General features: G+C 58.1%; 18 protein-coding genes. 9 read left to right on the top strand and 9 right to left on the bottom strand.

All coding sequences use genetic code 11. From position 1 onward, the window contains the following. Positions 1 to 9: 9 nt before the first annotated feature. From IB144_RS17900 to moeA, 4 genes are all read right to left on the bottom strand, one after another. On the bottom strand, positions 10 to 2,442 hold the full coding sequence (locus IB144_RS17900; protein ID WP_004893251.1) for a formate C-acetyltransferase/glycerol dehydratase family glycyl radical enzyme: 2,433 nt from the start codon (positions 2,440 to 2,442) through the stop codon (positions 10 to 12). Positions 2,443 to 2,446: 4 nt separating this feature from the next. Then, positions 2,447 to 3,346: a glycyl-radical enzyme activating protein gene (locus tag IB144_RS17895; protein WP_065888828.1), complete on the bottom strand. Its 900-nt coding sequence runs from the start codon at positions 3,344 to 3,346 to the stop codon at positions 2,447 to 2,449. 154 nt (positions 3,347 to 3,500) lie between these two features. Further along, on the bottom strand, positions 3,501 to 4,256 hold the full coding sequence (gene moeB, locus IB144_RS17890) for a molybdopterin-synthase adenylyltransferase MoeB (protein WP_038808303.1): 756 nt from the start codon (positions 4,254 to 4,256) through the stop codon (positions 3,501 to 3,503). After that, complete coding sequence (moeA, locus tag IB144_RS17885) at positions 4,256 to 5,491, bottom strand: molybdopterin molybdotransferase MoeA (protein WP_004176735.1); 1,236 nt, start codon at positions 5,489 to 5,491, stop codon at positions 4,256 to 4,258. Before moeA ends, moeB begins: the two co-directional genes overlap by 1 nt. A 235-nt stretch (positions 5,492 to 5,726) precedes the next feature. On the opposite strand from moeA, the gene iaaA reads away from it, so the two are divergent. The 5 genes from iaaA to gsiD are packed head-to-tail and all read left to right on the top strand — an operon-like array spanning position 5,727 to position 11,999. Continuing rightward, a complete protein-coding gene (gene iaaA / locus IB144_RS17880; protein WP_004147725.1) occupies positions 5,727 to 6,668 on the top strand; it encodes a beta-aspartyl-peptidase in 942 nt (313 codons plus the stop codon). Between the two features lie 17 nt (positions 6,669 to 6,685). Then, positions 6,686 to 8,545, top strand: coding sequence for a glutathione ABC transporter ATP-binding protein GsiA (gene gsiA / locus IB144_RS17875; protein ID WP_004151710.1), 1,860 nt, complete (start codon positions 6,686 to 6,688; stop codon positions 8,543 to 8,545). Between the two features lie 32 nt (positions 8,546 to 8,577). Next, positions 8,578 to 10,119, top strand: a complete 1,542-nt coding sequence (gene gsiB / locus IB144_RS17870) for a glutathione ABC transporter substrate-binding protein GsiB (protein WP_004147728.1) — start codon at positions 8,578 to 8,580, stop codon at positions 10,117 to 10,119. A 46-nt stretch (positions 10,120 to 10,165) separates the two neighbouring features. After that, entirely contained in the window at positions 10,166 to 11,086 is a 921-nt protein-coding gene (gene gsiC / locus IB144_RS17865; RefSeq protein ID WP_002892997.1) for a glutathione ABC transporter permease GsiC, read from the top strand. Position 11,087: 1 nt separating this feature from the next. Then, positions 11,088 to 11,999 (top strand): glutathione ABC transporter permease GsiD, encoded by a 912-nt coding sequence (gene gsiD, locus IB144_RS17860; protein WP_004147729.1) that lies wholly within the window; start codon positions 11,088 to 11,090, stop codon positions 11,997 to 11,999. Positions 12,000 to 12,679: 680 nt separating this feature from the next. Here gsiD and rimO read toward each other — a convergent pair. Both rimO and IB144_RS17850 read right to left on the bottom strand, forming a co-directional pair. Next, positions 12,680 to 14,005 carry a 30S ribosomal protein S12 methylthiotransferase RimO gene (rimO, locus tag IB144_RS17855; protein WP_004141985.1) on the bottom strand — a complete coding sequence of 442 codons (1,326 nt, stop codon included), beginning with the start codon at positions 14,003 to 14,005 and terminating at the stop codon, positions 12,680 to 12,682. A gap of 232 nt (positions 14,006 to 14,237) precedes the next feature. Then, on the bottom strand, positions 14,238 to 15,479 hold the full coding sequence (locus IB144_RS17850) for an oligosaccharide MFS transporter (protein ID WP_016947476.1): 1,242 nt from the start codon (positions 15,477 to 15,479) through the stop codon (positions 14,238 to 14,240). A gap of 378 nt (positions 15,480 to 15,857) precedes the next feature. Here IB144_RS17850 and bssR point away from each other — a divergent pair, with 378 nt between their 5' ends. After that, complete coding sequence (gene bssR, locus IB144_RS17845; protein WP_004151712.1) at positions 15,858 to 16,241, top strand: biofilm formation regulator BssR; 384 nt, start codon at positions 15,858 to 15,860, stop codon at positions 16,239 to 16,241. 115 nt (positions 16,242 to 16,356) lie between these two features. Next, positions 16,357 to 17,466 (top strand): PQQ-dependent sugar dehydrogenase, encoded by a 1,110-nt coding sequence (locus tag IB144_RS17840; protein WP_004141981.1) that lies wholly within the window; start codon positions 16,357 to 16,359, stop codon positions 17,464 to 17,466. Positions 17,467 to 17,468: 2 nt separating this feature from the next. Here the strand turns inward: IB144_RS17840 and IB144_RS17835 are convergent, their stop codons facing one another. Continuing rightward, positions 17,469 to 18,095, bottom strand: a complete 627-nt coding sequence (locus IB144_RS17835) for a glutathione S-transferase family protein (RefSeq protein WP_004176727.1) — start codon at positions 18,093 to 18,095, stop codon at positions 17,469 to 17,471. Positions 18,096 to 19,625: 1,530 nt separating this feature from the next. On the opposite strand from IB144_RS17835, the gene IB144_RS17830 reads away from it, so the two are divergent. Continuing rightward, positions 19,626 to 19,754 (top strand): hypothetical protein, encoded by a 129-nt coding sequence (locus IB144_RS17830; RefSeq protein WP_032414235.1) that lies wholly within the window; start codon positions 19,626 to 19,628, stop codon positions 19,752 to 19,754. Positions 19,755 to 20,406: 652 nt separating this feature from the next. Next, on the top strand, positions 20,407 to 21,609 hold the full coding sequence (dacC, locus tag IB144_RS17825; RefSeq protein ID WP_004191175.1) for a serine-type D-Ala-D-Ala carboxypeptidase: 1,203 nt from the start codon (positions 20,407 to 20,409) through the stop codon (positions 21,607 to 21,609). A gap of 38 nt (positions 21,610 to 21,647) precedes the next feature. Here the strand turns inward: dacC and deoR are convergent, their stop codons facing one another. Further along, positions 21,648 to 22,406: a DNA-binding transcriptional repressor DeoR gene (gene deoR, locus IB144_RS17820; RefSeq protein WP_004151717.1), complete on the bottom strand. Its 759-nt coding sequence runs from the start codon at positions 22,404 to 22,406 to the stop codon at positions 21,648 to 21,650. Positions 22,407 to 22,507: 101 nt separating this feature from the next. After that, entirely contained in the window at positions 22,508 to 23,101 is a 594-nt protein-coding gene (gene ybjG / locus IB144_RS17815) for an undecaprenyl-diphosphate phosphatase (protein WP_004141974.1), read from the bottom strand. Positions 23,102 to 23,419: the final 318 nt, after the last annotated feature.

The following is a 23,419-nucleotide window of genomic DNA, read 5'->3' as shown; positions in this document are numbered from 1 at the left end:
CACGAAGGATTACAGCGTATGTTCGGTACGGGCGATGATATCGTCCTGGGTATCCGGCGACAGGGCGGTGAAGAATGCCGAGTATCCAGCGACGCGGACCACTAAATCGCGGTACTGGTCAGGATGTTTCTTGGCTTCCAGCAGCGTGTCGCGCGACACGATGTTGTACTGGATATGCCAGCCTTTGTGCACCTCGAAGAAAGTGCGCAGCAGCACCATCAGCTTCTGCTTATCGGACTCGTTCTCCAGCGTTGACGGATTCAGCTTCTGATTAAGCAGCACGCCGCCGAGGATCGCCCCGGTCGGCAGCTTGCCCACCGAACTGATAACCGCCGTCGGACCCAGATGGTCGGTACCGGAGGCCGGGCTGGCCCCCTCCGCCAGCGGGGTATGCGCTTTACGGCCATCCGGCGTCGCCATGGTCTGCGCGCCGAACGGGACGTTAGCGGAAATAGAGGAGGTGCCAGCGTAATAATTGCCGCCAATCGGGCCGCGGCCATAGCGCGGGTTGTGATATTGCTTCAGCTCGTCGATATAGGTCTGGTAGGCCCGCGCCAGCAACTCGTCGACGCTGTCATCATCGTTACCATACTTCGGCGCGCCGTTGATCAACCGCTGGCGCAGCTGCTCGTGGGTCAGTCCGTCGAAATCTTCCGCCAGCGCCTTCGCCAGCTCCTGCTGGCCGATGGCGCCCTGATCGAAGACCAGTTTTTTCACCGCCGCGAGGCTGTTGCCGAGGTTGGCGATACCCACCTGCAGGCCGGAAACCCAGTCATACTTCGCGCCGCCCTGCTTAATGCTTTTCGCCCGTTCGATGCAGTCATCGACCAGCGCCGAGCAGAGAATATCGTGGACGTTCTCTTCCAGCATGGTATCGACCACGTACTCAATCTCGATGGATTTACGGGTGTAGTAACGAATCTGGCGGTCCCAGTCGGCCAGCACCTGATCGAAGTTAGCGAAGTTGCCTTTCGACAGGGCGTGCTCCTGCGGCAGGAACACCTGACCGCTGGTGGCATCGCGGCCGCCTTCCAGCGTCGCCAGCATCACCCGCGCGAAGTTAATAAAGCTCATGCCGGTACAGCGGTAGCCCCACTTACCGCCGACCGCGGTTTCGATACAGCCGATAGCCGCGTAATCGTAGGCGTCCTGCGGCTCAATGCCCAGCTTAATGAATTCCGGGATGACGATTTCATCGTTGTTAAACGCCGGCATGCCGAAACCGCAGCGGATCACCTGGACGCAGGCGTCGAGGAAGTCGTTGCTCATCCCGGCGTGGTAGCGCACGCTGAGGTTCGGCTGGGTAGAACGCAGGCGACCGCAGGATTCCAGGATCGCATACGACAGCGGGTTGACCGCGTCCTGCGGCTTACCATCCACCAGATTCTGGCCGCCGATGGTGACGTTCTGGTATAGCGGGCTGCCGGCAGAGGCTTTGGAGTGCGAGCCGGAACGGATCTTATTGACCTCCAGCAGCTTCAGCCAGCAGCTGTGCAGCAGCTCAATGGCCTGTTCGCGATCCAGTGACTGTTGCAACTCAACGTCGCGGCGGTAGTACGGGTAGAGGTACTGGTCCATACGGCCGAAGGATACCGAATGGCCATTGGATTCAATCTGCAGGATAAGCTGAATGAAGTAGCACAGCTGCAGCGCCTGCCAGAAGGTTTTCGGCGGCTCATGGGCGATGACGTCGCAGTTTTCGGCAATCGTCAGCAGTTCGTGGCGGCGTGATTCGCGGGATTCTGCTGTCGCCATCTCGCGCGCCAGCGCGGCGAAGCGTTTGCTGTGATCGCTGACCGCTTCCAGCACGATATCAATCGCTTTCAGGAACTGCTCGCCGTGCAGGTCTTCCAGTACCGTCAAATTGATACGCGAGCGGCGTTCGGCGACTTTCGCACGCATCCCGTCGAGGCCTTTCTCCAGCAGCAAGGGGTAGTTGACCGCGAGGTGAGCATCCCCGGAGGTCATATTGCCTTCCGCCTTAATAATGCCGGTGGCGAGCAGCGCCTTTTGCTCATCGGTGAACATACCGTAGCAGCGGTCTTGTACGGTCTGGCCGCGCCACCATGGGCACACTTCATGCAATACGCGTTTATTCTCCTCGCTGACCGAGAAGCCGGCGCCGGGGCGGTCGGCGAGATCGTCGATCTCTTTCTCAATCCAGCTGACGGTGTATTCTGGGAAAATAGGCGCGGCGCGCACTTCGCTGGCCTGGTTACCGACGATCAGCTCATCGTGCTTGATCCAGATGGTGCGCTCCGCCAGGTGGTGAGCCAGCGCCAGCGCGCGGCGCACCGGGATCGGTTTATCGAGATGCCGCTGATACATCTCCGTATAGTGGCGGGCGCGCTCGGTACAGACCGGCGGCTTGACGATATGCACCAGCGCCATTTTATGGGCCTGGATACGGGCGCTGAGGGTGTTGAGCTTCAGGGTAGTCATAGGGTTATCCTCGTAATATCGCCGTTAGCCCCTTGCTTTGCGCATAATCCTGCGCGAAGACGAGCAGCTCAGGAGCGTCCAGCGGTTTGTCCGGTGCGGTGTAGGGCTGACTGAGTAACTGGTATTTGTTCATTCCCAGCGTGTGGTACGGCAGGTAATTGATCTCGCTGACCTGCAGGCGATCGGCGGCAAAATCGGTGATCGCGGCAATGTCGGCTTCGCTGGCGTTGAATCCCTGGATCAACGGCACGCGAATAATCATTTTTTTCCCCGCCTGCGCCAGACGCTGCAGGTTATCCAGCACCCGGCGGGCGCTGCCGTCGGTCCACTGCTGAAAAACGGCCTCGTCAACGTGCTTCAGATCGGCGAGAAACAGGTCGACAAAGGGTAAAGACGGTTCAATGTATTTCCACGGCACGTGCAGGCAGGTTTCCACGGCGGTGTGAATGCCTGCCTGATGACTGGCTTCGAACAGCGCTTGCGCCAGCGTTGGGTTCATAAAGGGTTCGCCGCCGGAAAGAGTGATGCCGCCACCGCTGCGATCGTAGAATGGTTTATCACGCAGCACCGTCGCCATGATCTCCTCGACGCTCTTCTCCTCGCCGCACACCGTGAGCGCGGTGGTGGGGCAGCAGTCGCGCAGCGCGGCGATATGGCTGTCGTTAACGTTTTGCCGGTGAATGATCAGGCCATCGAGGGTGCGGGTGATAACCGCCGGCGCCGCCTGCTGGCACAGCTCGCAGCCGGCCAGGCACAGCCGCGAGTCATACAGCAGATCTTCGCTACGGGCGCGGCTCTCCGGGTTCTGGCACCAGCGGCAGCCCAGCGAGCAGCCTTTCAGGAAGACGACGGTGCGGATCCCTGGGCCGTCATGGGTGGAATAGCGCTGGATGTTGAAGATCATGGCTTATCCTCTTGTTTGCGTATGAATATAAAAACACTTTCGAATGAAAGTTATGTTGACGCAAATCAACAAGCGGGATGGGGATAAGTCAGAGAGGAGAAAATAACGAGAGCGGTCACAAAACCACCGGCGACTCTCGTCGCCGGTGTGGGGGTCAGTGCGAGCCGCATACCTCGCACTGCGGGTGACGCATCAGCCTCATTTCGCGAAACTGGCAGGTCATGGCATCGTAGATGACGATTTTTCCGCTGGCAGGGGTGCCGTAGCCGCTCAGCAGCTTAATCGCCTCCATCGCCTGCAGCGAACCGATGGTGCCTACCAGCGGGGCCATTACCCCGGCTTCGACGCAGGTGAGGGCATTTTCGCCGAACAGACGGCTCAGGCAGCGGTAGCAGGGTTCGCCATCCTGATAGGTAAAGACGCTGATTTGCCCCTCCATACGGATCGCCGCTCCGGAGACCAGTGGGGTTTTGTGCTGAAAGCAGCCGACGTTAAGCTGGTTGCGAATGTCGACGTTGTCGGTGCAGTCGAGCACCAGATCGTGATCGGCAATCTGCGCCGCCAGCGCCGCCTCATCCAGCAAGGCATTGAGCGGGACCAGACGGACGTGCGGGTTAATGCGCGCCAGCGCCTCGCGGGCGGAATCCACCTTCGGCTGGCCGAGGGTGGCGTCGCTGTGCAGCGTCTGGCGCTGCAGGTTGGAGAGCGAGACAGTGTCGAAATCGAGCAGGGTGAGCTGCCCGACCCCGGCGGCGGCCAGATACTGCGCGGCGGCGCAGCCGAGCCCGCCGAGGCCGACCACCAGCACGCGAGCGGCTTTTAACCGCTCCTGGCCGTCAAAATCAAAACCGCGCAAGACGATCTGCCGGTTATAGCGCAGCATCTCTTCATCGCTCAGCTCAACGGTCATTACAGCCCCCCAAACAGGTGACTGAAGGGTTCGACCTCGACCCATTCACCTGCTTCAACATGGCCGCGCTCACGCTCCAGCACGATAAAGCAGTTGCCGAGGCTGAAGGAGCTGAAAATGTGCGAGCCCTGATGGCCGGTGGTGTTCACCACCAGTTCGCCGTCCGGGTTGCGCTGCAGAATACCGCGCTGAAAATCGAGGCGGCCAGGCGACTTTTTCAGGCGCGTGGCGGCGCGGACCCGCAGGCGGGGCGCCTGAAGCGGGCCGTGCTTGCCCGAGAGTTTCGCCAGCAGGGGTTGCACCAGCTGACAGAAGGTGACGGTGGCAGACACCGGGTTACCCGGCAGGCCGCAGAACCAGCTGCTGCTGAGCTTGCCGAAGGCGAAGGGTTTCCCCGGCTTAATCGCCAGCTTCCAGAAGCCGATCTCCCCCAGCTCTTCGAGGATAGTTTTGGTGTAATCGGCTTCACCCACCGAGACGCCGCCTGAGCTAATGACCACATCGGCCTGCTGGTCGGCGGCGATAAAGGCGTCGCGCAGCTTCGCCGGGTCGTCAGGAATAATGCCGAGGTTAATGACCTCGTAGCCCAACTGCTGCAGCATCAGGTGCACTGCCAGGCGGTTGGTATCGTAAATCTGGCCGTCGCCGAGCGGTTGACCCGGCAGCTGCAGCTCATCGCCGGTTGAGAAGACCGCGACGCGTACCTTGCGCACCACCTCGACCTCGGCAATGCCCAGCGAGGCCAGCACCGGCAGCTCGGCCACCGTCAGGGGTGTCCCCGCCGGGAAGACCACCGCGCCGTGGGCAATATCTTCTCCGCGGCGGCGAATATGCTGCCCGGCTTTTACCGGCGCGATAAAGCGCACGCCGGCCTCGGTCTGTTCAGTCTCTTCCTGCATCACCACCGCATCGCAGCCTTCCGGCACCGGCGCGCCGGTCATGATGCGGATACAGGTGCCCGACGGCCAGGCGTCGTTGAACGGCTGGCCGGCGAAGGCCTTACCGGCGACCGGCAGCGCCGCGCCGTCGCGAAGGTCGTTCAGCCGGACGGCATAGCCATCCATCGCCGCGTTATCAAAGCCGGGCACATCCAGCGGGGAGACGATGTCATGGGCGGTCACACGCGAGAAGGCCTGCAACAGCGGTACAGTTTCCGTCGCGTTCAGCGGCGTAATACGATCGAGCATCTGGGCGAGGGCTGTGTCGAGCGGCATCAGTCCGGCGGTAAAATCCATGGGTCACTCCTGCGGGCAAAACAGCGAAAACGCCTATTATGGCAGAAAAGCGGCGCGGGCTGTATGCCACCTGGGTACGAGGCTTTACATCGCCCGCCGCTCTTTCTATATTCAAAAATTGTATAAGACATTCAGCAATATAATGATATCAATACCCTTATTCATGACGTGACCGGCGCCGCGCCGCGGTACGACAGGGCAGGGGCGATCCACTTCATCGTTAAGGACTGGCGAAATGGGCAAGGCGGTTATAGCAATTCACGGCGGCGCAGGGGCGATTTCTCGCGCGCAAATGACGCCGGAGCGGGAGCGAGAGTATGTGGCGGCGCTGTCGACTATCGTCGAAAGCGGGCAGAAAATGTTGGCCGCGGGCGCCAGCGCGCTGGATGCCGTGACCGAGGCCGTTCGGCTGCTGGAGGAGTGTCCGTTGTTCAACGCCGGAATGGGCGCGGTATTTACCCGCGATCAAACCCACGAGCTGGACGCCTGCGTAATGGACGGCTACAGCCTGCAGGCGGGCGCGGTAGCCGGGGTCAAACATTTGCGTAATCCGGTGCTGGCGGCGCGTCTGGTGCTGGAGAAGAGTCCGCACGTATTACTGATCGGCGAGGGGGCGGAAAATTTTGCCATCTCCCACGGGATGGCGCGCGTGGATAACGATCTCTTTTCCACTCCTGAAAGGCTGCTGCAGCTGCAGGAGGCGAAAGCGGGCGGGGAGATTATCCTCGACCACCACGCCGCTCCCCTCGACGAACGCCAGAAAATGGGCACCGTCGGCGCGGTGGCGCTCGATCTGGCCGGCAATCTGGCGGCGGCGACCTCCACCGGCGGCATGACCAACAAACTGCCCGGACGCGTCGGCGACAGCCCGCTGCCGGGCGCGGGGTGTTATGCCAATAATGCCAGCGTGGCGGTCTCCTGTACCGGCACCGGCGAAGTCTTTATGCGCACCCTGGCGGCCTACGATATCGCCGCCCTGATGGAGTATGGGCAGCTCAGTCTCTATTCCGCCTGCGAGCGGGTGGTGATGGAGAAACTGCCGGCTCTCGGCGGCAGCGGCGGGCTGATAGCCGTCGATCGCGAAGGCAACGTCGTTTTACCGTTTAACAGTGAAGGCATGTACCGCGCCTGGTGCTATGCCGGCGATACGCCGACCATTGGCATTTATCGCGAATAGAACAAGGGAGAGGGCGAGTGTCGCAAACTCACGAAACCGATACCTGCGAAGTGCTGGTGGTGCGCAACCTGAACGTGGCGTTCCGCCAGCAGGATGCGCCGGAGGTGCAGGCCGTGCGTCAGCTTTCCTTCAGCCTGCGCCGCGGCGAGACGCTGGCGATAGTGGGTGAGTCCGGTTCGGGAAAATCGGTGACCGCGCTGGCGCTGATGCGTCTGCTAGACGCGGCCAGCAGCGAGGTGAACAGCGAGGGGCTGTGGTTGCGGCGGCGTAACCGGCAGGTGATCGCGCTCAATGAGCAAACGGACGCTGAGATGCGCCGGGTGCGCGGCGCGGATCTGGCCATGATTTTTCAGGAGCCGATGACCTCGCTGAATCCGGTTTTTACCATCGGCGAGCAGATTGCCGAATCCCTGCGCCTGCACCAGGGGCTGGGGCGCGAAGAGGCGCTGCGCGCGGCGAAAAAGATGCTCGATCAGGTGCGTATTCCCCAGGCGGAAGAGATGCTCTCGCGCTATCCGCACCAGCTCTCCGGCGGCATGCGCCAGAGGGTGATGATCGCCATGGCGCTCTCCTGTCGGCCGGCGGTGTTGATAGCCGATGAGCCAACCACGGCGCTGGATGTCACCATCCAGGCGCAAATTCTGCAACTCATTGCCGTCCTGCAAAAGGAGATGGCGATGGGGGTGATCTTTATCACCCACGATATGGGCGTCGTGGCCGATATCGCCGATCGGGTGCTGGTGATGTATCGCGGTGAGGCGGTAGAGACCGGCAGCGTTGAGGAGATCTTTCGTTCGCCGCAGCACCCGTATACGCAGTCGCTGCTGGCGGCGGTCCCGCGGCTGGGGGAGATGCGTGGCCAGGATCTGCCGCGCCGTTTTCCGCTGCCGGGCCAGCCGCTGGCGGAGAGCGAAACGCCCGATACGGTAGTCGCCGGCGAGCCGATCCTGCAGGTGCGTGACCTGGTGGCCCGTTTTCCGGTGCGCGGCGGGCTGCTCAATCGCGTGACGCGCGAAGTGCATGCGGTGGAGAAGGTCAGTTTTGATCTCTGGCCGGGAGAGACCCTGTCGCTGGTGGGCGAGTCCGGCTGCGGCAAGTCGACCACCGGCCGGGCGCTGCTGAGGCTGGTAGAGACCCAGGGAGGCACCATTACCTTCGACGGTCAGCGGATCGATACCCTCGCCGGCGGCAAGCTGCAGGCTCTGCGGCGCAATATTCAGTTTATTTTTCAGGATCCTTACGCCTCGCTTGATCCGCGTCAGACGGTCGGCGATTCGATTATGGAGCCGCTGCGGGTGCATGGCCTGCTGCGTGGGGAAGCAGCGCGTGAGCGGGTCGCCTGGCTGCTGAAGCGCGTGGGGTTGCAGCCGGAGCATGCCTGGCGCTATCCCCATGCCTTTTCCGGCGGCCAGCGGCAGCGGATCTGCATTGCCCGCGCGCTGGCGCTGAATCCGAAGGTGGTGATAGCCGACGAGTCGGTGTCGGCTCTGGATGTCTCCATTCGGGCGCAGATTATCAATCTGATGCTCGACCTGCAGCGCGAGATGGGCATCGCGTTTCTATTTATTTCCCATGATATGGCGGTGGTGGAGCGCATCAGCCACCGCGTGGCGGTGATGTATCGCGGTCGCATTGTCGAAATAGGCCCGCGCCGCGCGGTGTTTGAAAACCCGCAGCACCCCTATACCCGTAAGCTCATGGCCGCCGTACCGGTGGCCGACCCGGGCCACCGTCATCCGCAGCGGGTTCTGCTGTCTGATGACGTCCCGGGCAATATTTATAAGCGGGGCGAGGAGATCGCCAGCGTGCCGTTGCAGCAGGTCGGGCCGGGCCACTTCGTCGCCCGCGAATCCGCCGATGTGCTGGGCAGAACATAACAACACATAACGCATCTTTTCAGGAGAACACGATGACACAACCTGTTTCACGCAAATGGTGGCTGGCGCTGAGTATCGCGGCAGCCCTGGCGAGCGCTCCCGCCTTTGCCGCCAAAGATGTGGTGGTGGCGGTCGGGTCTAACTTCACGACCCTCGACCCCTATGATGCCAACGATACCCTGTCGCAGGCGGTGGCGAAGTCCTTTTATCAAGGCCTGTTCGGCCTTGATAAAGAGATGAAGCTGCAAAACGTTCTTGCTGAGAGCTATACCGTGTCACCGGACGGCCTGGTGTACACCATTAAGCTGCACAGCGGGGTGAAATTCCAGGATGGCACTGACTTTAACGCCGAGGCGGTAAAGGCTAACCTCGATCGCGCGAGTAACCCGGATAACCATCTCAAGCGCTATAACCTGTATAAAAATATTGCCAGTACCGAGGCGGTCGATCCGACTACGGTCAAAATTACCCTGAAGCAGCCCTTCTCGGCGTTTATTAACATTCTCGCCCATCCGGCGACAGCGATGATTTCGCCGGCGGCGCTGAAAAAATATGGTAAGGATATCGGCTTCCACCCGGTGGGCACCGGGCCGTATAAGCTCGACACCTGGAACCAGACGGATTTTGTGAAGGTCAGCAAGTTCGATGGGTACTGGCAGCCGGGGCTGCCAAAGCTGGATTCTATCACCTGGCGTCCGGTGGTGGATAACAATACCCGGGCGGCGATGCTGCAGACCGGCGAGGCGCAGTTCGCCTTCCCGATCCCTTACGAACAGGCGCCGCTGCTGGCGAAAAACAGCAAACTGGAGCTGGTGGCCAGCCCGTCGATCATGCAGCGCTACATCAGCATGAACGTGACGCAGAAGCCGTTCGATAATCCGAAGGTACGGGAAGCCATCAACTATGCGATTAACCGTCAGGCGCTGGTGAAGGTAGCGTTCGCCGGCTACGCCACCCCGGCGACCGGAGTGGTGCCGCCGTCGATCGCCTATGCCCAGACCTACCCCGCCTGGCCATACGATCCGGCGAAAGCGCGCCAGCTGCTGAAAGAGGCGGGCTACCCTAACGGTTTCAGCACCACGCTGTGGTCATCACATAATCACAGCACCGCGCAGAAAGTACTGCAGTTCACCCAGCAGCAGCTGGCGCAGGTGGGGATTAAGGCGCAGGTGACGGCGATGGACGCTGGTCAGCGGGCGGCGGAAGTGGAAGGTAAAGGGCAGAAAGAGAGCGGGGTACGGATGTTCTATACCGGCTGGTCCGCCTCCACCGGTGAAGCCGACTGGGCGCTGTCGCCGCTGTTCGCCTCGCAAAACTGGCCGCCGACGCTGTTTAATACCGCGTTTTACAGCAACCCGCAGGTGGATAACGCGCTGAGCGAGGCGCTGAAAACCACCGATCCGCAACAGAAAACCAAACTCTATAAAGAGGCGCAGGATATTATCTGGAAAGAGTCGCCGTGGGTGCCGCTGGTGGTCGAGAAACTGGTCTCCGCCCACAGCAAGAATCTCACCGGTTTCTATATCCAGCCGGATACCGGCTTTAGCTTCGAACAGGCGGACCTGACGCCGTGATCATGTTCATCTTCATGCGTCCTCTCTCCCGGAATGGGAGGGAGCGATGCTGAATTATGTGATTAAGCGCCTGCTGGGCCTGATCCCTACTCTGCTTATCGTCGCGGTGCTGGTGTTTCTGTTCGTCCATATGCTGCCCGGTGACCCGGCGCGGCTGATTGCCGGACCTGAGGCCGATGCCCAGGTGGTGGCGATGGTGCGCCAGCAGCTGGGGCTTGACCAGCCGCTGCATGTCCAGTTCTGGCACTACATCACCAACGTGCTGCGCGGCGATTTTGGCATTTCCATGGCCTCGCGGCGTCCCGTTGCCAGTGAGATTGCCAGTCGCTTTATGCCCACGCTGTGGCTGACGCTGGCCAGCATGAGCTGGGCGGTACTGTTCGGGATGGCGGCGGGGATTGCGGCCGCGGTGTGGCGCAATCGCTGGCCCGACCGTCTGGGAATGGCGCTGGCGGTGAGCGGTATTTCGTTTCCGGCTTTTGCCCTTGGTATGCTGCTGATGCAGGTGTTTTCGGTTGAGCTGGGCTGGCTGCCGACGGTGGGGGCCGACAGCTGGCGGCACTATATTTTGCCGTCGTTGACCCTTGGCGCGGCGGTGGCGGCGGTCATGGCGCGCTTTACCCGCGCGTCATTCGTCGATGTGCTGCATGAAGACTATATGCGTACCGCCCGGGCGAAGGGGGTGAGCGAAACGCGGGTGGTGCTCAAGCATGGTCTGCGCAATGCGATGATCCCGGTGGTGACCATGATGGGGCTGCAGTTCGGCTTTCTGCTCGGCGGGTCGATCGTTGTGGAGAAGGTGTTTAACTGGCCGGGGCTTGGGCGCTTGCTGGTCGATTCGGTGGAGATGCGCGATTACCCGGTGATTCAGGCGGAAGTGCTGCTCTTTTCGCTGGAGTTTATTCTTATCAATTTAGTGGTGGATGTGCTGTACGCGGCCATAAACCCGGCTATCAGGTATAAGTAAGGTGCGATTGCTTAACTGGAGAAGGCAGGCGGCGCTGAACGCCATGCCGGGCATCAGACCCGGCGAGATCCATACCCCCTGGCATGAGTTCTGGCGGCGCTTTCGTCGCCAGCCGGTGGCGATGGGCGCTGGTATTTTCGTGCTGTTGCTGATTGCGGTAGCCATCGTTGCCCCATGGATAGCGCCGTACGATGCGGAAAATTATTTCGACTACGACCGTCTGAACGAGGGACCTTCGCTGGTGCACTGGTTCGGAGTCGACTCCCTGGGACGGGATATTTTCAGCCGGGTGCTGGTCGGGGCGCAGATCTCGCTGGCCGCCGGGGTACTGGCGGTGCTGATTGGCGCGGCCATCGGCACGGTGCTTGGGCTGCTGGCTGGCTACTATGAGGGCTGGTGGGACCGGCTCATTATGCGACTTTGCGACGTGTTGTTCGCCTTTCCGGGGATCCTGCTGGCGATCGCGGTGGTCGCCGTCATGGGCAGCGGGATGGCCAACGTGATCATCGCCGTGGCGATCTTCTCGATCCCGGCGTTTGCTCGTCTGGTGCGCGGCAATACGCTGGTTCTGAAGCAGCAGACCTTTATTGAATCGGCGCGCAGCATCGGCGCCAGCGACGCCACCATTCTGTTCAACCATATTCTGCCGGGGACGGTGTCATCGATCGTGGTTTATTTCACCATGCGCATTGGGGTATCGATTATTTCGGCGGCCAGTCTGTCGTTTCTCGGCCTCGGCGCGCAGCCGCCCACCCCGGAGTGGGGCGCGATGCTCAACGAAGCGCGGGCGGATATGGTGATGTCTCCGCACGTGGCGCTCTTTCCGGCGGTGGCGATTTTCGTGACCGTGCTGGCGTTTAATCTGCTGGGAGATGGCCTGCGCGATGCGCTGGATCCGAAGTTAAAGGGGTAGGATGAGGGAAAGCTCCGCCGGGAGTCCTTTATGTTATCTGCGGCTTCAGCGCACATTGCGCTTCCGGATAATTTTCTGCGTTAGGTCTCTCATGGCGCAGGGAGCGGTGTGAGGCGGAAACGACCGCCGGACGGTTCCCTCTCCTCCCGGGAGAGGGCCAGGGTGAGGCGAAGCATCGCTGGAAAGTCCTTTATGTTATCTGTGGCTTCAGCGTAGTTTGCGCTCCCGGTTAATCGTCTGCGTTATGTCTCTTATGGCGCAGGGAGCGCACAGGGGGCGGCCAGTCGCCGCCGCCCCCTGTACCCCCGGGCTCCGGCCAGCAACATCGCCACTGCGTGGTGCCTTCGACTTTTCCCTGCAGGCTTCGGGTTGGGCCGAGGCAGCGTCCGTGCAAAACACGGCCCTCAGCCCGCATCCATGCGGCCTGCCCCGGCCTTTCGGGAATGTCTCAGCGATGTTGAGGCCGCCAGCATCGGCTGTTTCAGCAACAATGGTGAATAAATTAACGGCAGGCCGCACGAACTGTAGGCCGGGTAAGGCGTTAGCCGCCACCCGGCAATATGAAGGCATGATGACTGATAAATTACCCGGCGGCGCTGCGCTTGCGCGGACCTGGGGGGAGCCTACGGGAGGACCCCGTAGGCTGGGGAATGCGCTAAGCCGCTATCCGGGAAGCTGGACTAGACCCGGGTACCCCAGAGGTCGTATTCGTCGGCGTGCTCGACTTTCACCCGCACCACGTCGCCCGGCTTAACGCGGGTTTCGCCGTTCAGGTACACCGCGCCGTCGATTTCCGGAGCGTCGGCCATGCTGCGGCCAATGGCGCCTTCTTCATCAACTTCATCTACCAGCACCAGGATTTCGCGCCCCACTTTTTCCTGCAGACGCTCGGCAGAGATCTGCTGCTGCAGCTGCATAAAGCGGTTCCAGCGCTCTTCTTTCACCTCTTCCGGCACCTGGTCCGCCAGCTCGTTGGCGGTAGCGCCTTCAACCGGGCTGTACTTGAAGCAGCCGACGCGGTCGAGACGCGCCTCTTTCAGGAAGTCGAGCAGCATCTGGAAATCTTCTTCCGTTTCGCCCGGGAAGCCCACAATAAAAGTGGAGCGCAGGGTCAGATCCGGGCAAATTTCACGCCACTGCTTAATGCGCGCCAGCTGACGGTCCGCAGAACCAGGACGCTTCATCAGCTTCAGAATACGCGGGCTGGCGTGCTGCAGCGGAATATCGAGGTACGGCAGAATCTTGCCTTCCGCCATCAGCGGGATCACATCGTCAACGTGCGGGTACGGGTAGACATAGTGCAGGCGTACCCAGATGCCGAGCTTCGCCAGCTCTTCGCACAAACTGACCATGCTGGTCTTCACCGGCATACCGTTGTGGAAGCCGGTGCGGTGCTTGACGTCGACGCCGTAGGCGGAGGTGTCCTGCGAAATCACCAGCAGCTCTTTCACGCCGGCGTCAGCGAGGCGTTTGGCTTCGGCCAGCACTTCGCCAATCGGACGGCTCACCAGATCGCCACGCATGGACGGGATGATGCAGAAGGTGCAGCGATGGTTGCAGCCTTCAGAAATTTTTAAGTAGGCGTAGTGGCGCGGCGTCAGCTTAACCCCCTGTTCCGGCACCAGGCTCAGGAACGGGTTGTGCTTCGGCTTCGGCGTATAATGATGGACATGCTCCAGCACCTGCTCATAGCTGTGCGGACCGGTGATCTCCAGCACCTTCGGATGCACTTCGCGGATCTGATCCTCTTTCGCGCCGAGACAGCCGGTGACGATTACCTTGCCGTTCTCTTTCAACGCTTCGCCGATCGCTTCCAGCGATTCCTGCACAGCGCTATCAATAAAGCCGCAGGTGTTAACGATCACCATATCGGCGTTGTCGTAGGTCGGTACGACGTCATAACCTTCGGTGCGCAGTTCGGTCAGGATACGCTCTGAGTCCACGAGGTTTTTCGGGCAGCCCAGGGAGACGAAGCCGATTTTCGGCTGATGCGTGACATTGCTCATAGCTTAAAAAGTGTTCAATTATTGGAATGGTCAGGGCAGGAATTCTACAGATCTTTGCGAAAAAGAGTATAGCTCTGTCGCGGTTAATGGTGAAAAAGCGCCCCCGACCTGTCTTTTACGCCCCCCACCGCCAAAGCGGATCCCACACGCCCCGGAGCAGAGGGGCGGGACACGCTTCTGACAAGCCGTGCGCACAGGCGACTCAAGCCCGGCGTGGCTGCCGGGCAGAGACTTATTGCGCCGGGTTAATGGCTGCAGAGGGGGTGGCGCCGGGTTTTTTCGGCTCGCGCTTATCCTGCAGCGTGAAAATAGAGATCAGGGTAAAGAGCCCGGCGACGCTGCCGAGAATCAGATAGGTGTTGGCGAAGCCAATGGTATCGTACAGATAGCCTGCCAGCGGAGAGTAAATAGCGGTGGCGATCGAGGCGACGAACAGCACCAGCAAATAGACCGTCGAAGAGAGCTTGTGGTCGAAGTTGGCGGCGATGAATTTAAAGACCGATACCAGAATCAACGGCTTCTCCAGAGCATGCATCATTTTCACCGCACCAATCCACACCGGGCCGAGGGGCACGGCTGAGCCGACAATACGTACCGACATGATCAGCCCGGCGATGATCAGCGCCCATTTGGCGCCGGTCCGGTTAACAAACCATGGCATCAGGCAGAGGAACAGGGTTTCACCGCAGACCTGAATAGACGCGAGGATCCCGTACCAGCGGTTGCCTTCCTCCGGCGTCGGGAACTGTAGCGAGAAGTACTGGGCAAACTGCTGATCGTAGGTGTCGTAAATCTGCGTGACGAACAGGGTAAAGAGCAGCAGCATCCAGAACTGACCATTCTTCGCCAGCTCAAGGGCATGAGAGACCTTCAGCGATTCGCTTCGCGCCACATCGGCGTCGGTTAATTCAATTTTGGTTAGCATAAAGCAGATGGCGGCGATGACAATGGCGAGGCTGGCGAGCCAGAAGGCCAGATTAGGATTGCTGTCGATATATTTACCCACAATCCAGGCCGCCGCTGCCCAGCCTAACGAGCCCCACATCCGCACACGACCATATTCGAACTGATAGCGCCGGGAAATCTTATCGATATAAGAGTCGATTACTCCGCAGCCGGAGTTAAAGATGATCCCCAGATAGATCCCTCCCAGCAAGGCGCCAAACCAAAAGTTGTGCACCAGCAGCGGCGCGTAAACGTAGATAAAGAAGGGGCCCACCGGCAGGAGCAGGGCGACCAGCAGCCAGATAAGCCGTTTTTTCAGGCCGAACTTGTCAGAGATAAAGCCGAAGAAAGGCTGCATCAGCAGGGCGATAAAGGCGTTGACCGAGTAAAGCAGCCCGGTCTTCGTGGCGCTGATGCCAAGATGCTGGGTGGTCCAGATAACGAAGAAAGCCATGGTCGACGACCAGGCGAACAGGTAGAGGAAATCGAAAAGACTCAACAGAAGGTAGTTTCTTTTACCGGACGTCATGTTTCAGTTCCTTGCAAATGGGCAGAGAGAATTTCAGCGATCCGCGGGCCGCGTTCGCTGTTTTCCTGACATGTTATACGTATTACATTAATTATTTGTTATGACATCCTAATTGACGATGGTGCAACAGGTTATATGAGGTATTGTGATCATTGCTGCACTAATTTTGTCTCTTATTGCCATTTTCTGTTTATTAATTTCAGATTGAAATTAATTGTGATCGTATAACATTGTTTTTGTTATACACCCTACAATGCGTTAAAGTTGCCACATTGTAAATGATGTTAAAGAACTGGGGATTATTGACCTGGCGCATCATTTTGCACAAAAAATAACCGTATTATGGAAAGGGTAAAGGACGACAGAGGAGGAACCGTGATGACCGTTGACAGACTATACCGCCACCTTCTGCAGAAGCTTATTAACGCCAATATCGATATTGACGCCTATCTGCAACTGCGAAAGGCCAAAGGCTACATGTCAGTCAGCGAAAATGACCATCTGCGTGATAACTTGTTTGAGCTTTGCCGTGAAATGCGTGCGCAGGCGCCGCGCCTGCAGAATGCCATTTCACCGGAGGAGAGGGATGTCCTTCGCCTGGCCGGCGAATCGGTCGCCGCCGCTGCACTATGCCTGATGAGCGGGCATCATGATTGTCCGCTATACATCGCTGTTAACGTAGAGAAGCTAGAACGCTGTCTGACAGGATTGACCTCAAATATTCATAAATTGAATAAATTGGCGCCAATCACTCATGCCTGATCGGCTGAAACCCAGGGGAAGTGAATGCTTCCCCTGTTAAAGGTTATGTAAAAATCCCCGCGCAAATTTCCCCGCTGGCTACCCTTTAGCCCAGAGCTGACGAAAGGAGAATGCCATGCGTCCGATCCCACTGCTGTTGATATTGAGCGCCTTAGCGCTACCAGCCCTGAGCCAGGCCGCGGTGCGGGTGGAGGTATTGCAAAACCGGCTGGCCCAGCCGTGGGGCATGGCCTTTCTGCCTGACGATCAGGGCATACTGATCACCCTGCGCGGCGGCGAGCTCAAGCGCTGGCAGCCGGGTAAAGGTCTGTCGGCGCCGATAGCCGGCGTGCCGCAGGTATGGGCCAACGGCCAGGGTGGCCTACTGGACGTGGCGCTGGCCCCGGATTTCGCCCAGTCGCGGCGGGTGTGGCTGAGCTATGCGGAAAGCGACGCCAGCGGTAAGGCGGGCACCGCGGTGGGCTATGGGCGGTTGAGCGAGGATGCCACGCAGCTGACGAACTTTACCGTGGTCTTTCGCCAGCAGCCGAAGCTCTCCGTCGGCAATCATTTTGGCGGCAGGCTGGTGTTCGACGGCAAAGGATATTTGTTTATCGGGCTGGGCGAAAATAATCAGCGCGCCACCGCCCAGGATCTCAGCAAGCTGCAGGGGAAAGTGGTCCGCCTGACGGAGACCGGAGGTGTACCGCCGGATAACCCTTTTGTCGGCCGGGCTGACGCCAGGCCGGAGATCTGGGCTTACGGCATCCGTAATCCGCAGGGCATGGCGATGAATCCCTGGAGCGAGGCGCTGTGGCTGAACGAGCATGGCCCGCGCGGCGGAGATGAAATTAATATTCCGCAGGCGGGGAAAAATTACGGCTGGCCGCTGGCGACGCACGGTATTAACTACAGCGGCCTGCCCATTCCGGAAGCAAAAGGCAAAACGGTTCCGGGGACCGAACCTCCCCTGTATGTCTGGCCGGTCTCTCCCGGGGTGAGCGGGATGGCCTTTTATTCGGCGCCGACCTTTCCCCAGTGGCAGCATAAGCTATTTATCGGCGCGCTGAAGGAGACATCGCTGATTGTCCTGGCGGTGGACGGTAATCAGGTCCGCGAGGAGGGGAGATTACTGGAGGCGCGCGGAAAACGCATCCGCGATGTTCGCGTGGGACCCGACGGCTATCTGTACGTTTTAACCGACGAGTCTAACGGCGAGCTATTGCGGTTGAGTCCCGAGGCTTAGCCTCAGGTCACCGGGATCTGCACTACTTCGCGCCAGGCAGGACGTTGGCTAATCTGCTGATACCAGCGCTGCAGATGGGGCCGCGGTTGCCAGCTGTCGAGGATCGACAACAGATTGTAGACGAAGGGAGCGACGGCAATATCGCCAAGGCCGAACTGCTCGCCGGAGAGCCACGGCGTTTTGGCCAGTTCGTCATCCAGCATGGCGAACAGCGCTTCGCAGGCGCTGATCCCCGCGGCGATGGCCGCCGGGTCGCGCTGCTCCGGTGGCGTTCTCACCAGGCCCATTAATACCGGGCGATGGGCGGGTGAGAGGGTGCCGTTGGACCAATCCATCCACTTTTCCCCTTGCGCGCGCTGCGCCGGCGCGGCAAGCCACAGACGGTCAACGCCATACTGGGCCGCAAGGTAGCGAATAATCGTATTTGATTCCCACAATACTACCCCGGTGGCATCGTCCTTTAACAACGGCACCAGCCCGTTCGGGTTCATCGCCAGATATTCCGGGTCATGATTGAGACCAAACTCCAGCCCGGCGAGGATCTGCTGATAAGGCAGATCCAGCTCCTCCAGCACCCAGCGTACTTTCTTCACGTTGGTCGAGTTATTACGTCCCCACAGTGTAATCATTTTCGCTCCTGAGTTTGTTTCACTGCCGTTGCAGCGCGATCGGCGATCATGTTGGGATAAAGTTAAAAATCCGGCAAGCTTTTTTATTTGGCTGTTATTAAAGGTTTTTATGCTTACTCCCTTCAGCCAGGGGCACTCCTGGGTCACAGGGCCCGGAAAGTGTTTTTACTATTTTACAGGAGTAATATCTATAGGGTGTTACGCTACGAAGGAAAGGGCGTGATTATGGTGTATCTTATTGATAATTAAAGTTTTAAATCATGCACGCATCTATAAAAACGCTCCCTCTCCGTCTCGGTTAAAATCTCAATGTCGCCTGAGGGTATAATTTGATGCTGATTATTGCATCGCAATCATCTGAGGAACACAGGTTAATATTAATAAATAGAAAGTCAGTGAAAGAATTATATTTTTACAGGGATGAACTGTTGTTTTTATCGATCGGATATACATCTTTTTCATCCCACCCAGAAAAAATAGACCATGAGAGGCGCCGACTGGCTGGAAGATATTCTGAAAAATAGCAAAAAAAACCCAGTGACTGGCACTGGGGAGTAAATTTACTCAGGGTTGCATGCTGTTCTCAAGATAATATTCGAGTCTCGAAGTATGGGTTAACCAAAGGTAACCATCAACTTCCATACAGACTACATGGGAAATATACTGTATTAAATAACCAGGAATCCACCCTTACTTTTGTGCTATTTATCTTACCTGGGTAATCACTGCGGGGGTAAGTGGTATATAATGCAATAATCAGTATTTGAATCTATAGCGTTAAACGAGCAGAGCCTGGTAGAGGACTTTACTTTCCCCGGAAGGATTTGAAAAAGGCGGTTAAAATGAATGACTGATAAGGATGGCCAGCATACTATCGCGGTGCTATCAAAACATCCCTGCAAAACGAAATAGGGATAAAAGAAGCACTGGCGAACTGCAGTCTGGAAGAGCGAGTCGTAGAGCTCGATATGGCATCGGACGAGAAGGGTAGGAGATTACCCGGGAAGAGATGTTAACCTTTTCATCAAACCGGCGTGATTAATAACGGGCAACAGAATCAGAGCGGCCCGGGGTTTTGAGAGCAATACTTCTGTAAAGGCCACGGCTGTGGATGCGCTGTTATGAATGTATTTGTAAAATTTATCACCATCCAGAGTCGCCTTGAAAAAAAAGCCCAGCGACAGGCTGGGGTGTAATTACACGCATAAAGGGATATGCCATTTTCAACACAATATGCGAATCTTAATTTATGGAATAACTGCGGGTGAGCTACCCGCTTCCATAAAGATTGCAGGGGAAACTATACTGTATTTAATGACCAGGAATCCATCCTTATCGATGTGCTATTTTTCTTACTTGTGTAATACGGAAAGTGAAAATAGCCCGATAAACTATTTTTTACCGATATGCCGACTAAAACAGGGAAGCCGTCTGCCTGCTTATCCAGTGGGCGAATAATTCATATCATTAGCGGGAGGCTCTCCCTTCCTGACCTCAATCCCTGATGGTGGCGTATAGGGGGATAGCTGATTGATATGCTTTATCAAGGATATTGCGCCTCCATCGGCGGAATGCTATGGCAATCGAAGCCCTGCTGAACATGGCGATCAGGCAGGCCCGATGGAGAGAAAAGTGCGGGCGTTGTTGCTAATTTCCTGAGACGGGCGTAATGACCGTCTCAAGCATAGCCCGGGAGTTCTCAACTGCATTTCAGGCGTAAATAGGGCCTACAGAACCTTCAGGTTTATATTTAAGCGTCTGAGACTTCTACAGCAGCAAGCCAGATGTGGTTATTGTGAGTTCGGAAGTTGAACTGGGCCTCATGGAATGCAACCGGGCCGACATTTTGAGTTTTGTGAAGGGTATCAGCAGTAACAACCATCCCCGGTTCTCAGGTGAGGGGGGTAGGGGCGAGGCGACTGGATATCACTGGCCAGGCTTTCGCTTACCCCCCACGGCCCCGCCATAATGTGAATCTATGACCAGGCAAACCACAATGAAAGACACGCTTGCGACCTCTCTTTCGTAGCATTTTCCCCGAAGGGAAGTGAGCTATGTCATTGAAATTTCGGTGACTAATTGGTTTTGAAAGGCGATTTTTTTCTTGCCATAATAAAGTTAACATTAAGGCGATTACGATCAAAAAAATTGTTCTGATTAAAGCACAGCGGCATGTTATTGCGTAAACTTTAAAAACTTTACCAACTCGCTGTTTCTTTAAGGTCATTTGTACGCTTTACTCACCGGTTGCTGCGGCGCGGTCAGAGTGGCGCGGCATATTTTGTTTGGAAAGGATACTTGGGTGGCTCTTATGATGCATGACGCTTTTTCCCTTCGCGGCCTCGCGGCAGGTTGCGCGCTGTTATTTCTTGTCGCACCTGCGGTGCAGGCTGCGGAACAACTCCCCGACGCCCCTTCAATTGACGCTCGCGCCTGGATCCTGATGGACTATGCCAGCGGGAAGGTGCTCAGCGAAGGCAATGCCGATGAAAAACTCGACCCGGCCAGTCTGACGAAGATCATGACCAGCTACGTGGTAGGGCAGGCAATAAAAGCGGGAAAAATCAAACTGACCGATATGGTGACCGTTGGGCGCGATGCCTGGGCGACCGGCAACCCGGCGCTGCGCGGCTCATCGGTGATGTTCCTCAAGCCTGGCATGCAGGTTTCCGTAGAAGATCTGAACAAAGGGGTCATCATTCAGTCCGGTAACGACGCCAGCATTGCGATTGCTGACTACGTAGCGGGCAGCCAGGACGCTTTCGTTAGCCTGATGAACGGCTACGCCAAAAAAATGGGGCTGACCAACACCACCTTTATGACCGTCCACGGCCTTGACGCGCCGGGGCAGTTCAGCACCGCCCGCGATATGGCGCTGCTGACCAAAGCGATGATCCACGACGTACCGGAAGAGTATGCGGTACATAAAGAGAAAGAGTTCACTTTCAATAAAATTCGCCAGCCGAACCGCAACCGCCTGCTGTGGAGCAGCAACCTCAACGCCGATGGCGTGAAAACCGGGACCACCGCCGGGGCCGGCTATAACCTCGTCTCCTCGGCCACTCAGGGTGATATGCGTTTGATCGCCGTGGTGCTGGGGACCAAAACCGACCGCATTCGCTTTAACGAGTCAGAAAAACTGCTGACCTGGGGCTTCCGCTTCTTTGAAACCGTGACGCCGATTAAACCAGATGCCACCTTCGTTACCCAGCGCGTGTGGTTTGGCGATAGCAATGAAGCGAAACTGGGGGCTGGCGAGGCGGGCTCTATCACTTTGCCGAAGGGCCAGCTGAAAAACCTGAAAGCCAGCTATACCTTAAATCAGCCGCAGCTTACCGCGCCGCTGGAGAAGGGGCAGGTGGTCGGGACTATCGACTTTAAGCTAAATGATAAAACCATTGAACAGCGTCCGCTGATTGTCATGGAGTCGGTAAAAGAGGGCGGCTTCTTCAGCCGGATGATCGACTTCGTGCTGATGAAACTGCACGGCTGGTTCGGCAGCTGGTTCTCCTGATGCCTGCCCGCGCCCTGCGGGGCGCGGGCAGCGACGTTTCAATACAGTAGGGAAATCTGCTGCGCCTTCGCCAGCGCGACCAGCTCATCATCCGGGCAGATATCGCTGGCGATCACGTCAAATTTCGCTAACGCCCCCATGCGCGCCGGACGCACTTTGCCAAACTTGCTGTGGTCGACCACCAGCACGTGATAGCGCGCGTGACGCATCGCCCAGTGCTTAACCGGCAGCTCTTCCAGGTTATAGCAGGTCGCCCCCTGCTCGCAGTCGATCCCCGCCGCCGAGTAAAAGGCGATATCAGGGCTCAGATGGCTGAGGGTATCCTCAAGGCTCAGCGGCATAAAAATCGCGTTGCTGGCATGAAACTCCCCACCGCACAGGACCGCGCGGCACTGGGGTTTTTCCTGCAGGGCCAGAAAGGTGTTCAGGGAGTAGCAGACGCCGGTGAAGGGCAGGGCATCGTCAATGGCGTCAATAATCCACGGCGTGGTGGTCCCGCAGTCGAAGAAGGCCATCTGATGGGCCTCCAGCAGCGCGGCCGCATGGCGAGCGGCACGGCGTTTTTCCTCGACCAGCCGGGTTTTTTGATCGCTGAGCAGATAATGGGTGGCGCTGCGCGGCTCCAGCACAATGTATCCGCCGAGCAGCACAACCGGGCCGCTGTGGCCATTGAGGTCGCGACGAATGGTCATTTCCGACACCCCAAGCAGGGAAGCGGCTTCTTTCAGATGCAGCTTATCGCTGCGTTTAAGTGCCTGAATGAGCTGACTGATACGTTCGTCACGGCGAGTTTCCATATTCCCTCTGCGCTAAAATCGCCCTGCGGGGGCAGGGCGTTAGCGGGATTTTACCTGTCGCTTGCGGGTTAGTCACGCGGTGGCCGCAGCGACGGCGGCGTTTAGCCGCGCACCCAACCTTTGCGGATTGGCAAGGAGAAGCAGAGACGATACAGCCGCTGCAGCTGATGGTATAGCGCCGGGCCGAACGTATGCCAGATCAGCGCCGCGCCAAGGCAGCCGCACATCCCGGCCAGCAGCCCGCCGACCATATCCAGCGGCCAGTGCACGCCGAGATAGACACGGGACCAGGCGATGGCGGCGGCAATGGCCATCAGCAGGGCGCCGGACCACAGGCGATGCCAGAACAGGAAGGCCAGGGCAAAGGTAAAGCTGACGGTGCCATGGTCGCTGGGGAAGGAGTCGTCCGCCGCGTGGTGCAGGAAGTTATAGCCTACGCCGGCGACAAACGGCCGATCGTGCGGATAGAGGTGGCCGATCGCCCACGACACGGTCAGGCTGATCGTCAGCGCCAGCATCAGCTTAAACACCATCTGCCGCTGGGCAGGCCCCCACAGCCACAATGTCACCACCAGCAGAGGTACGATCAGAATCAGATCTTTAGCGATGAAGATCGCCATCTCAATGGCCCACTGCGGCGAGGCAGGCGTCGCGTTGAGCAGGGCGAACAGCGCATAGTTAATATTTTCCAGCATAGACTTCCAGGCTCGTTGGTCCGATAGCAATTAAGCCGCCTACCCTAAATAAAAGCGGTGCGGAGTTAAAGGCGGCATTGTCTTAAAGATCAGGTTGTTATGAAATCCACTACCATAAAGTCTACGGCTAACAGCCTGAAAAACGTCAGTATATCGTTTGTCACATTGCTGAAACATAAACGGAATATATACACAGGCTGAATAACAGGGGGAGAGGCAGGACGATGGCGCACGGCTCGTAATATTGTGCGGTGTCACCCACAATTCACTATCTCCGCGCCGGGAGTTTCATTACACTTTGCGCGATTTTTGATAGAT

This window comes from Klebsiella sp. K4 (genome assembly GCF_014596785.2).
GTDB classification, from domain to species: Bacteria; Pseudomonadota; Gammaproteobacteria; order Enterobacterales; family Enterobacteriaceae; genus Klebsiella; species Klebsiella pneumoniae.
Note: the sequence above shows the minus strand (reverse complement) of the source record. Positions and strands in the feature narration are given on the sequence as shown.